Origin of the sequence: Amycolatopsis sp. cg13 (assembly GCF_041346965.1) — a bacterium.
GTDB lineage: Bacteria > Actinomycetota > Actinomycetes > Mycobacteriales > Pseudonocardiaceae > Amycolatopsis.
In genome coordinates this window covers 6,622,333-6,633,924 of sequence record NZ_CP166848.1, presented here as the reverse complement: position 1 = coordinate 6,633,924, position 11,592 = coordinate 6,622,333, and the positions used below count along the sequence as shown (strand labels likewise).

Below are 11,592 nucleotides of genomic sequence, written 5' to 3'. Positions count from 1 at the left end.
GTCCGCCTAGCGACGGACCGCAGCGCCCTGCAGTTGTGCCCGCATCTCCGGTGTCAGCTGCTGGCCGACCCGTTCGACCAGCAGCGTCATTTCGTACACCACCAAGCCGATGTCGCTCTCCGGCGAGCCAAGCACCGCGAGGCACGAGCCGTCGGACACCGACATCAGGAAGAGAAATCCGTTCGCCATCTCGACCACGGTCTGCGCGACCGGGCCGCCCTCGAACACCTTCGCCGCCCCGCGCGCGAGGCTGGTCAGCCCCGAGGCGACGGCCGCCAACTGGTCCGCCCGGTCCTTCGGCAGCCCGCGCGAAGACGCGAGCAGCAGACCGTCGGCCGAGACGACCACCGCGTGCGCCGCACCGGGCACCCGGTGGACGAAGTCCGTGATCAGCCACGCGAAGCTGCTCGCCGCGCTGCCGCCGGCCTGCCTGCCGTTCGGCTGCACCGAGCCGCCTCCCGGCTGCACTCCCGCCCGTGTCACTCTCGCTCCTCACTGCTGTCGCTCACATACCCGGCCCCGGTGACGCGAACCCCGTCGTCGTCGAGCCGGGCGTCCGGCGGCCGCTCCTTCAGTGCGTGCCTTCCGGACTTGTACCCACGCTGGAAGCTTGCCATCCGGCTGCGGGCAGCCGTCGCCGAGCGGGTGATCGCACCCGTTCCGGGCATTCCGGTGGTCGCGTCGGTGAACGAGTTCTGCTGCGCCGGTTCCGGCGCGTTGCCGATCGAGCCGGGGACCAGGTACGCGTTGGGCACGCGCTTGGGCAGCCCGGCGGACGTGATCTCCTCGTTCTTGGATTCGAGCAGCGACTGCGCCGCGTGCCAGCCCTCGTCGGAGACGCTGTGCCAGCTGTCGTCCTCCGGCTCGTCGGAACCGGGGTAGAGCGGCGTCGATTCGAGGGCCGCCGGCTCGGGTCGCCGCTCGGGCTCGGCGGCTCGGGTCTCCTCCGGTTCGGCCGGAGCCGCGGGGGCCTCGGGAGCCGCGGCGGTTTCCGGTTCCGGTGCGGCGGACTGGGGCGTTGCCGCGCCGTTCTCGCCGTCCTCGCCCTCGCTGAACCAGCGCGACAGCACCGACTGGTAGATCGGCAGCCGCCGGGTGGGCACGTCGTCCTCGAGCGCGGCGGAACCGTCCGGCTCGGCGGGCGGCTGCTCCTTCGGAGCTTCCGGCGCGACGTACTTCGGCTCCCGCTTCGGCAGCACCAGCGGCGGGAACTCGGTCTGCGCCAGGCTCGCGCCCTCGCCGTAGGACTCGCGCGTGAGCGGCGCGAGGTCTTCCGCGGTCGGCCACGCCGGCGTTTCCGAGGCAGGCGTCGCCGGGCTGAGGAACGGACCGGCCGCGCGGTTGCCCGCGACGAGGTCGTCGAGGCTGATCGGCTGGTCGAGCGGAACCAGACCGCCGTTCTCCGACGCTCCGCCGTTCGAACCCATCGCCTCGGTCAATTCGGCGGCCGCGGGCGGCGGCGCGAGCGGAAGCGGGTTCGGCGGCTCCGGCTCGCGGTTCAGCGGCGGCAGGCTCGGGTGCGAAACCTCGTTGCGGTTCGGCGGCGGCGGGGTGTTCCGCATCGTCGGCGAAACGGTCCGGACCTGGGTGAGCAGCTCGACCGGGACCACGACGCGGGCGATCACGCCGCCCTCGATGTCCTCGTTCTCGCGCAGCCGCACCTCGATGCCGTGGCGCTGGGCCAGCCGGGCGACCACGTACAGACCCATTCGCCGGGTCACCGACACGTCCAGGTCCGGCGGGTCGGCGAGGCGCTCGTTGACCTCGGCGAGGCGTTCCTCGGTCATCCCGACGCCGTGGTCGGTGACCTGGATCGCCAGCGCCTTCTTGCGCGTGATGACCGCGCGGACGGTGATCTTGGTTTCCGGTTCGGAGAAGTACGTCGCGTTGTCGAGCAGTTCCGCGAGCACGTGCACGAGGTCGTGGATCGCGAGGCCCTGCACCGCCACCTCGGGCACGATGCCGATCTCGATGCGGGCGTACTGCTCGATCTCCGACACCGCCGCGCCGATCACGTCGGCCGCCGGCACCGGCTTCGGCACCGACTTCGCGAGGCCCGCGCCCGAAAGCACCAGCAGCGATTCGCCGTTCCGGCGCAACCGGGTCGCCAGGTGGTCGAGTTCGAACAGGCTCGCGAGATGGTCCGGGTCCTGCTCGTCGGCCTCGAGCCGGTCGATCACGCCGAGCTGGCGTTCCACCAGCCGCTGCGACCGCCGGGAGAGGTTCACGAAGATGCCGTTGACGTTCTCGCGCAGCAGTGCCTGTTCGGCGGCCATCTTGACCGCCTGCTCGTGCACCACGTCGAACGAGCGCGCCACTTCGCCGATCTCGTCGCGGGTGAGGACCGGAACCGGGTCGACCGCCTTCTTCGAGGCGTTGACCGGGTCCGGGTCGTCCAGGATGGCCTGCACGGTTTCCGGCAGCCGGGTGTAGGCGACGTCCAGCGCGGTCTTCCGCAGCACCCGCAGCGGGCGCAGCATCAGGCGGGCGATGACGAGCATCAGCATCAGCGCGGCGACCAGCGCGGCGAGGACGATGACCCCGCCGACCCACGCCGAGCGGACCGCGTTGCTGGCCAGTTCGTCGGCCTGCGCGCGCAGCTGGGTCAGCAGGTTGACCTCGACCGCGCGCAGCTTGTCGGCGGCGACGGTGGAGTCCTGGCCGAGCTTGGTGCCGTCGAGGTTGAGCGGCTGGCTCTGCTGGGCGAAGGAGAAGGCCTGCGTCTGCAACCGCCGACGCTCGTCGACCTCGGGTCCGGAGTAAGTGTCGTTGTAGAGCTGGACCTGGTCGCCGGTGGCGTTGGCCAGGAAGGCGGTGATCGACGCGTCGCCGCTGGCCTCGGCGGCCCGGGTCTCGTCGATCAGGTTGCCGGGGAAGTTGTCGCGGAACGCGGCGATCTGCAGCGCGGAGTCGCCGCGGAGGATGAACTCCTTCGCCTCGCTGATCGACTGCGTGCTCGTGCCGAGGCGGAGCAGGTCGCGGTCGGTCGTCGCGGTGGAGACCTCGCGGCCGAGCTGGATCAGCGAGTCGAGCACCGAGGAGTAGGTGTCGAGCACCGCGCGGTCGGAGTAGGCCGACGTGGTCATCGCCGCGCGCAGCGGGCGCAGCGCGTCGAGGCGCTGGAGGCCGTGCGCGTAGCGGTCGCTGGCCGCCTGGTCTTGGTTGTCGAGGTTGACCGCGGCGTTGCGCAGGTCGTCGACGTCGCGGTCGACCTTCGCCATCTGCGCGTCGAGGCCGGTCTGGCGCAGCGGGTCGCCCGAGGAGATCCGGACCACGGCCAGCGCGCGCTCGCGCTGCAGGTCGTGCACCACCGCGGTGACCTTCTCGGCGAAGGCGACTTGGTTGGCGGTGTGGTTGAGGTCGACCGCCGACCGCACGTCGTCGACCACGCGCAGGACGCCGAGGACCAGCGCGGTGATCGTGGGAATGAGGAGAATGAGCGCGAGCTTGGACCTCAGCCGCCAGTTGCCGAGCGCCAGCCAGGACCGCTGCTGCGCGGTCCCCGCGTTCTCCTGAGCGGAGGCCTCCCCTGCCCCCGCGGTGTCTTCGTTCGGCACCGCCGCACCACCGTCCGGGCCCGAGGGGCCCGTTGATTCCGAACCTGCCGTGCTCGTGGCCACTACGCGCACGCTCCCGGCAGGTAATCCGCCACCTGAGTGGTCTGGACCGCGCCCCGGACTGTTACACCCTTTCGAGTGAAAAGATCGACTTCCCGGTGCGGCTGCCCGTCGCCTCGGGCGCGGAATCGGTTCAGGTCTGGCATGACGTTCGGTCCCCGCACGTGGTCGATCTCTTGGTCCGTTCGGCCGAGGCCACCCTCCGCCGGCTAGTAGCCGACGTGTGCGGAGAGCCTTTTCGCATGTCCTGCTCTCACTACATCGGTGGTCCACACCTCACACTGCAGGAGCAGAGGGTAGCGAACGCCTGGCCGATTTGTAACCCTCCAGAAGTTGCCCGGAGAGCACCCAGGCAGCGGATCAAGGCCCTTCGGGCACCCACGGGTCGTTCACATACCCCGGCATACCAGGGGATTCGATCACCTGATCGAGTGACCAGCAACACTTCTGAATCGTATATGAACACCCATTGTGAGTGATCGTCCTGGTTCTCTACAGTAGCCGCGTGACTCCGGACAATGAGCCACCTTCCCCCCGCGTCCATGCCAGACGCGGGCCCATTTGCTAGGAGCGACCTTGTTTGAAGAAGCGGTGAGCAGCCGGCGCGATTACGGCAGGCGCGGGTTCCTGTCGCTCGCGATGGCGGGCGGCGTGGCCTTGACTGCCAGCGGATGCGGCCTGCTGGGCGGATCGGACGATTCGGGCAGCTCGAAGGGCGGCTCCGGGGTCGAGAAGGCCAAGATCAAGGTCTCGATCATGCCGACGATCGACGTGGTGCCTTTCCACCTCGCGGTCCAGAACGGCTACTTCAAGAACGAGGGACTCGAAGTCGAAGCCGTCGATGCCGCCAGCGGTGACGCCTCGCTGCAGAAGCTCCAGTCGGGCGAGGTCGACATCGCCTACGCGAGCTACACGCCGTTCTTCATCGCCAAGAGCAAGGGCGCCGCGGACATCAAGCTCGTCGCCGACGCCTCCTCGGCGGGCCCGAAGAGCACCGAGGTCGTGGCGATGCCGAACAGCAACATCAAGAACGTGCACGACCTGGCGGGCAAGAAGATCGGGATCACCGCCACCAACACGATTTGCGACACCCTGACCAAGTCGGTCATGCGCGACAACGGCGTGAACTTCAACGACGTCAAGTGGGTCTCGCTGCGGTTCCCGGACATCGGCCCCGCGGTCAAGCGCGGCGACATCGACGCGGGCTTCCTGACCGAGCCGTTCATCACGCAGTCGGCGAAGGTCAACGGGACGGTCGAGGTCATCGACACCGCTTCCGGCGGCACCAAGGACTTCCCGACCGCGGGCTACGGCTCGCTCGGCAAGTTCACCGACGCCAACCCGAAGACCGTCGCCGCGTTCCAGCGCGCGATGCTCCGCGCCACCAAGGAAGCGTCCGACCGCTCCAAGATCGAGCCGCTGATGATCCAGTTCTCGAAGGTGGACGAGGCGACCGCGAAGATCACGAACCTGCTGACCTTCCAGTCCACTTTGGACGCACGGCGCATCCAGCGCGTGCCGGACCTGCTGCAGCAGTTCGGTTCCATCCAGTCGAAGATCGATGTGCAGTCGATGATCGTCCCGCAGGCGAACGCGTCCTGACGTGCGCCTCGTCCGGAACCTGACCGGCCTGCTCGGCTTCCTCCTGATCTGGGAGGCCGTCGTGCGGGCCGGTCTGATCGACCAGAACGACCTGCCCCCGCCGACCGTCGTGTTCGCCCGGATCGGCGAACTGCTCGGCGACGTCGAATTCGTGCGCGACGTGGTCGCCTCGGTGCTCGCGTGGATGATCGCGCTGCTCATTTCGATCGCCATCGCGGTCCCCGCCGGTCTGCTGCTCGGCAGCATCCCCTGGCTGCGCGACGCGACCAAGGCGATCGTCGAATTCCTGCGCCCGATCCCTTCCGTGGCGCTGATTCCGCTGGTGCTGATCGTCGTCGGCGGCGGCCCGGAAGCGAAGATCACGCTCGCGGTGTACGCGGCGGTGTGGCCGATCCTCTTCAACACCATCTACGCGCTGGCTGAGATCGATCCGCTGCTGCTGGAAACCGCGCGCACGTACGGAACTCCGCGTTCGCGGGTGCTGACCTCGGTCGCGCTGCCGCACGCCGCGCCGTTCGTGTTCACCGGGATCCGGTTGTCCGCCGCGATTTCGCTGATCCTGGTGATCAGCACGGAATTCCTGGCCGGCGCGAAACTCGGCATCGGGCAGTTCGTGCTCGAGGCCAGTTCCGGGCCGGGCCGGATGGACCTGGTGCTCGCCGGAACGGTCATCGCCGGAATCCTCGGCTTCCTCGTCAACGAGGGCCTGGAACGGCTGGGGCACCGGCTGTTCCGCTGGAGCAGCGCCGTCGAAGGAGCCGCCGCGTGAGTGTGGTCGAGAAGCCGTCCACCGTGACGCGCCGGATGAGCCGCGGCATCAGCGGGTTCGCCCGCAAGTGGCTGCTGTTCGCGATTCTCGTGGTGCTGTGGGAGATCGCGACCCAGCTGAGCGAGAGCGTGTTCTTCCCGCCGCCGTCGAAGATCGCCGCCGCGGCGGCGAAACTGTGGTTCTCCGGGCCGGCTTCGCAGCTGTTCCTCGGCGATCCGGTCTTCGACCACATCCTGCCGAGCCTCGGCCGGGTCCTCGGCGGCTGGCTGCTGGCGGTCGTGATCGGCGTCGCGCTCGGCACCGCGCTGGGCCGCTCGCGCACCGGAATGGACTACGTGGGGCCGCTGTTCGCGTTCTTCCGCGCCATCCCGCCGCCCGCGCTGGTGCCGGTGTTCATCATCCTGTTCGGCATCGGCCCCGGCATGCAGACCGCGACGATCATTTTCGGTTCGCTGTGGCCGGTCCTGATGAACACAGTGGACGGAGTCCGCTCGGTCGACAAGGTCAAGGCGGAGACGGCGCGCGCGTTCCGCACGCCGAAGCGGTACTGGATCGGGCTGGTCGTGCTGCCCGCGGCGCTGCCGAAGATCTTCGCCGGGCTGCGGCTGTCGCTCTCCATCGCGCTGATCCTGATGGCGATCTCCGAACTGGTGGGGGCGCTCAACGGCATCGGCTACGCGCTGCTCGCCGCCCAGCGTTCGTACGACTTCGACCAGATGTGGGCGTGGATCGTGCTGCTGGGCATCCTCGGGTACGGGTTCAACGCCGCGCTGCTCGGCATCGAACGCCGGGTGCTCGGCTGGCAGCCCGGCCGGAACTAGGAAGGTTTCCCGTTATGTCGACCATGCTCGAGGTCTCCGGCCTCAGCCACCGCTACGGCAGCGGCGAATCCGCGCACGTCGCGGTCAACGAACTGTCGTTCACGGTCGAGACCGGGCAGCTGGCGTGCATCGTCGGCCCGTCCGGCTGCGGCAAGTCCACGCTGCTGCGCGCGATCGCCGGCCTGATCCCGCCGTCCGGCGGCACGGTGAGCCTGCACGGCGACCGCGTCACGTCGGTGCCGGACGATCTCGCCGTGGTCTTCCAGGACTACAGCCGTTCCCTATTCCCGTGGCTGTCGGTCGCGAAGAACGTGGAATTCCCGCTGCGCTGGAGCAAACTCGACAAGGCGACCCGGCGTGCCCGGGCCGCCGAAGCGCTCGAGGCGGTCGGGCTGTCCGCCGCGGTGAACAAGTACCCGTGGCAGCTCTCGGGCGGCATGCAGCAGCGGGTGTCCATCGCCCGCGCGCTGGCGAGCCGTCCGGCGCTGCTGCTGATGGACGAGCCGTTCGCTTCGGTGGACGCGCAGACCCGGTTCGAGCTGGAGGACCTGCTGCGCCGGGTCCAGGTCGAACAGGGCACGACGGTTTTGCTGGTGACGCACGACATCGACGAGAGCGTGTACCTGGGCGACCGGGTGCTGGTGCTGTCGAAGTCGCCGGCGCGGATCGTGGCCGATCTGAAGGTGGACCTGCCCGCGCAGCGGGACCAGATCACTACGCGGGAATCGGCGGAATTCGTTTCGCTGCGCGGTGAAGTGGCGCGGTTGCTGCATGGTCCGGCGGTCCAGGCGGCTGCGGATTTGGCGGAGCAGGAGGCGGCGGAGGCTGCTGCTTCCGAGGCTTCGGAGACTGTCGTTTCGGAGAAGAAGTAGTCACAGCTTCGGGAACCAGACCGAGACGTCGGCGAGCGCGTCGAGGGTGCCGGAATCTACTTGTCCGGCAACGGTTTCCGTTTCGGCGACCACCATTGCTCGACCGTCCACTCTGGACTGGAAGTGGCGGCCGGAGAATTTCACGCCGTCGAGGCCGAGCAGGGCAGCGCCTAGGGGTTTGATGTCCCCGCTGCCCTGCACCTCTTCGACCTTCTCGCACCCCTCGGCGTCGCTCTTCTTCGGAAATCCCACGCGGGCAACGGAAATCACCGCGGCGTTGCCGTGTCCGTCACCGACGGCGAAGAGGTTTCGGTCCAATGAGGTGCAGCGGTGCTCCGCGAGGTAGTCGCGGACGCGGTCGGTGGAGTTCAGCAGGCAGTCGATCTCGTGTTTGGCCGCCTGCTTGAGCTGTTTGAGCTTGAAGCGGCTGAAGGTCTCGTCTTTGCGGCCGCGTTTCGCGGACTTCTTGCCCTCGGCTTTGCGGGTCTCAAGACTGCGGCCGGGCAAGGAGTCCGCGACGTCACCGGCGAGATTTCCGGGTAGAGCCTCGGCTGCCCCGGATCCCACACTCGCCGCACCGCCGATTCCGGCCGCAGTTCCGCCGCCGACGGCAGCGACGACCGCGACCCCAGCCACGAAGACCTTCGCCCCGCCGCCGTCGTTGATCGGGATTACTGTCCCGTCCTCAAGCGTCCGGAATTTCTGCTTCGCCACTCGCTGTCCCTCCCCTGGACACCAAGACCGAAGCGGTCAAGATAGCCCCTGAGCAGCGAAAACTCACCCGGTTCCGGCCGGGTTCACCCGTTCAGCCCTTAGCGCGGGAATCCGGCCCGGTCTCGTCCGGCCCGATCTCCGGCAGCGTCCGCACGCCGAGCACGTTGGCCCCCACCAGCTTCCGGGCCGCCAGGTTCCCCATCGGCATGAACGTGCTCGCCTGCACGTCCCGCCACATGCGCTCGAACGGCAGCGCCTTCGAGTAAGACATGCCGCCCAGCGCGTCGACCAGCCGCTGCATCACCTTGACCGCGTTGTTCGCCGCCGTGTACTTCACCACCGCGCTGCGGGCCACGCCGTCCTGGATGTCTCCGGTGAACAACCGTCGGCTCGTCACCTCGTCGGCCTGGCGGTAGATCAGCGCGCGCGAACTCTCCAGCAGGATCTGGCATTCGCCGATCACGTCCTGCAGCACCGGGTCTTCCGCCTTGCCGCGCTGGATCAGCGTCTGCACGGCCCAGTCCAGCGCGCCCGCCGCGATTCCCGTGTAGACCGCCGAGAACGCCGGCATCGCCCACGCCCACACGGTTTCCAGCACCCGCGAGTCGAGGTGTTTCACCGGCAGCGAGTGCACGACCGCGGCGTCCTCGACGAACACCTTGTCCAGTTCGACGTCGTTGCTCTGGGTGCCGCGCATGCCCATGGTGTTCCACGTCTGGTGGATCGTGACGCCCGGCGCGTCCAGCGCGATCTGGCACAGCAGCAGCCGCGGGCCGCCGTCGGCGTCCTCGTAGCGGGCGGTGGTCGAGCAGTGCGTGGCGACGGCCGAGTTGGTCGCGAAGCTCTTGCGGCCGGTCAGTTCGAAGCCGCCTTCGACGCGGACAGCGCGGGTTTTCGCGTCCGTCATGTCGTTGCGCAGGCCCGTTTCGCTGGTGATCGACGCCCACACCAGCTCGCCGTCCACCGCTTTGCGCAGCAGTTGCTCCAGCCGGGGCGCCTTCGTGCGCCGCCACACGCTCGCCCACTGTCCCAGCGGCGACAGGTGCATCGTGAACGCCAGCGCGGTCGCGCCGTCGCCCATCGCGAGCCGTTCCAGCACCGGCAGGATTTCCGGCAGCCCGGCTCCGGAGCCGCCCAGTTCTTCCGGGACCGACAGCCGGAGGAAGCCCGCCTCCCGCAGGTCGTCGTAGTTCTGGTGCGGGAAGGTGTTGTCCCGGTCGTGCTCGGCCGCGCGCTCGGCGAAAATGTCCGCGAGCTTGGCGGCTCGGTCGACGAGGGCCTGCTGCTTGGGCGTCAGGAGAGGCTGCACCCGGCCATCAAAACAGCGTCCCGGATCTTGGTCAATCAGCCATTGTCCGTAGCCGCTGCAGTCCACAAGACACGCGCGAGCGCCTGCCCCGGCAACCGGGACAGGCGCTCGCGACAGCCGTGGTCAGCCGATCAGTTTGGACAGTCCGGAGCCGTTGAACGAACCCCAGCCGGTCGTCTGGTCGTAGCCCTTGCCGGCGGAGAAGCCGGTGGTGTTGTTGCCGGTGGTCACGTCGTGGAAACCGGAACCGTAGGACGTGCCGTTGCCGATGCCGTAGAACTTCGGGTTCAGGTTGCCGAGGCCGCCCTTGTGGACCTCGTTCTGCAGCGCCGCGAAGCCCGCCCACAGCGGGGCCGCGCCCGAGGTGCCCCACACGTTGCCGGTCTGTCCGCCGGAGATGATCGTGTACGCCGAACCCTGTGCGGCGTCACCGGCGACGTCCGGGACCTTGCGCTTGGTCGTGCTCTGCTTGGACTGCCACGACGGCGCGGCGAAGATCGTCGAGATGCCACCGCCGCCGGCCCCGCCCGAGGCGCCGTCGTTCCACGTCGTCTCGCTGCTGTAGCCGTTCGACGAGTTCACCGTCAGCTGCGTGCCGCCGACGCCGGAGACGTTCGGGCTGGACGCCGGGAAGTCCACGGCCTGTGCCTTGCTGCCGGTCTGGCGGGCACAGTCGGTGGTGCCGTCGTCGCCCGCGGCGGCGAAGTAGCTGATGCCCTCCGCGGTGCCGGTCGCGAGCGCCTTGTCTACGCTCTTGGCCGCGGCCGAGCCTTCCGCCGCCTCGCAGGAGCCCCACGAGATCGAGACGACGCTGACCTTCTTGTCCGACGCGATCTGCTGGTACATCGCCAGTTCGCCCGCGTTGGAGTTCGGGGCCTCGTACACGTAGTCGTTCGCCGGGGCGGCGAGCGCGTGCACGACCTCGATGTCCAGGTCGACCTCGGTCTGGCCGTCGCCGGGGCTGGAGTCGTAGTTGGCTCCGCTGACCGAAACCGTGTTGACCGAACCGCCCTTGAGGCCGTACTTCGTGTCGTACGCGGTGATGTCGGACTTCTTGTAGCCGTCGAACTCCACGAAACCGACGTTCACGCCCGCGCCGGTGGCGGTCATGCCGCTCGTGCCGTACGCGGTCTTGAGGATGGTCGGCGTCACCGGCTTGACCGTGCGCGGCGCCGCCGCCGGCTTGGCGTGGTGCTTCACCGCGTGGTTGTCGAGGCCGACGACCGAATCGACCACCGAGGACACCGAAGCGGGCAATTCCGGCGCGGAGTCGTTCGCGTAGAACTTCCGGCCGGTGACGGTGTCGGTGTAATTGCCGAGACGCGTATGGAAGGCGGATTCCAGCTGTCCGGCAGTTGCCGAGAAGGTGATCGCCTGCCGGTTTCCGGAAACCTGAATACCCTGCGCGCCGCTGCGCTTGAGGAAATTGACCGCCTGATCGGCTTCGGCCTGTGTTGGGCCGAATGCAGCAGTGAACTGCTCCGGAGAGAGGAATCGGTGATACTGCGGCGAAGCCGGGTCCTGCACGTCGGAAAGGAAGCGGGCGAGCGCCTGCTGGTTGTGCAGCTTAAGGGACAGTGCGGCGGGAATCTGCTGCTCAGCGGCGACGTCGCCGGACCGCGCGCTGGCGGCGAGCGGTGCGGCGTTGCCGGAAAGGGCGACCAGTGGATCGGCGTTCGCGACGCCGGCCACGGACAGGCACAGCAACGCCGGCAACGGAACCGCGGCGGCGACGAGCTTGCGCAAGCGCATGAGAATTCCTCTCGAGAGGCGGGGACCGAGCCGGCTAAATCGCGGTACCGACCCGTATCACGACCCTAAAAAACCCCTCGAAACAAAGAAACCTACTTTTGGCTGACCTTATCTGGGTTGGTTTGTTTTCCACTTG

Annotated in this window: 9 protein-coding genes; 4 read left to right on the top strand and 5 right to left on the bottom strand. The window is 68.5% G+C overall.

Annotation, left to right across the window (positions count from 1 at the left end):
* Positions 1–6: 6 nt before the first annotated feature.
* Together AB5I40_RS31015 and AB5I40_RS31010 are read right to left on the bottom strand one after the other, a co-directional pair.
* Entirely contained in the window at positions 7–483 is a 477-nt protein-coding gene (locus AB5I40_RS31015; RefSeq protein WP_369871052.1) for a roadblock/LC7 domain-containing protein, read from the bottom strand.
* Positions 480–3,557, bottom strand: a complete 3,078-nt coding sequence (locus tag AB5I40_RS31010) for a nitrate- and nitrite sensing domain-containing protein (protein WP_370933779.1) — start codon at positions 3,555–3,557, stop codon at positions 480–482. The genes AB5I40_RS31015 and AB5I40_RS31010 overlap by 4 nt, the downstream gene beginning before the upstream one ends.
* A 699-nt stretch (positions 3,558–4,256) precedes the next feature.
* Between AB5I40_RS31010 and AB5I40_RS31005 the strand changes: the two genes are divergently transcribed.
* Genes AB5I40_RS31005 through AB5I40_RS30990 form a run of 4 tightly spaced genes read left to right on the top strand, consistent with a single transcriptional unit; the run spans position 4,257 to position 7,681 of the window.
* Entirely contained in the window at positions 4,257–5,219 is a 963-nt protein-coding gene (locus AB5I40_RS31005; RefSeq protein ID WP_370940644.1) for an ABC transporter substrate-binding protein, read from the top strand.
* A 1-nt stretch (position 5,220) separates the two neighbouring features.
* Positions 5,221–5,988 carry an ABC transporter permease gene (locus AB5I40_RS31000; protein ID WP_344264904.1) on the top strand — a complete coding sequence of 256 codons (768 nt, stop codon included), beginning with the start codon at positions 5,221–5,223 and terminating at the stop codon, positions 5,986–5,988.
* Positions 5,985–6,809: an ABC transporter permease gene (locus AB5I40_RS30995; RefSeq protein ID WP_370933778.1), complete on the top strand. Its 825-nt coding sequence runs from the start codon at positions 5,985–5,987 to the stop codon at positions 6,807–6,809. The genes AB5I40_RS31000 and AB5I40_RS30995 overlap by 4 nt, the downstream gene beginning before the upstream one ends.
* Before the next feature lie 14 nt (positions 6,810–6,823).
* On the top strand, positions 6,824–7,681 hold the full coding sequence (locus AB5I40_RS30990; protein ID WP_344264907.1) for an ABC transporter ATP-binding protein: 858 nt from the start codon (positions 6,824–6,826) through the stop codon (positions 7,679–7,681).
* Here AB5I40_RS30990 and AB5I40_RS30985 read toward each other — a convergent pair whose 3' ends face one another.
* The 3 genes from AB5I40_RS30985 to AB5I40_RS30975 all read right to left on the bottom strand — a co-directional run bounded on the left by AB5I40_RS30985 (position 7,682) and on the right by AB5I40_RS30975 (position 11,456).
* The gene (locus AB5I40_RS30985; protein WP_370933777.1) at positions 7,682–8,395 is read right to left on the bottom strand and encodes a hypothetical protein; all 714 of its coding nucleotides are present in this window, start codon (positions 8,393–8,395) and stop codon (positions 7,682–7,684) included.
* Between the two features lie 91 nt (positions 8,396–8,486).
* Positions 8,487–9,704: an acyl-CoA dehydrogenase family protein gene (locus AB5I40_RS30980; protein WP_370933776.1), complete on the bottom strand. Its 1,218-nt coding sequence runs from the start codon at positions 9,702–9,704 to the stop codon at positions 8,487–8,489.
* A 123-nt stretch (positions 9,705–9,827) separates the two neighbouring features.
* The gene (locus tag AB5I40_RS30975; protein ID WP_370933775.1) at positions 9,828–11,456 is read right to left on the bottom strand and encodes a protease pro-enzyme activation domain-containing protein; all 1,629 of its coding nucleotides are present in this window, start codon (positions 11,454–11,456) and stop codon (positions 9,828–9,830) included.
* Between the last annotated feature and the right edge of the window lie 136 nt (positions 11,457–11,592).

Coding starts and splice junctions, on each gene's coding strand:
- AB5I40_RS31005 (WP_370940644.1), top strand. CDS start 4,257: ATGGCGGGCGGCGTGGCCTTGACTGCCAGCGGATGCGGCCTGCTGGGC.
- AB5I40_RS30990 (WP_344264907.1), top strand. CDS start 6,824: ATGTCGACCATGCTCGAGGTCTCCGGCCTCAGCCACCGCTACGGCAGC.
- AB5I40_RS30975 (WP_370933775.1), bottom strand. CDS start 11,456: ATGCGCTTGCGCAAGCTCGTCGCCGCCGCGGTTCCGTTGCCGGCGTTG.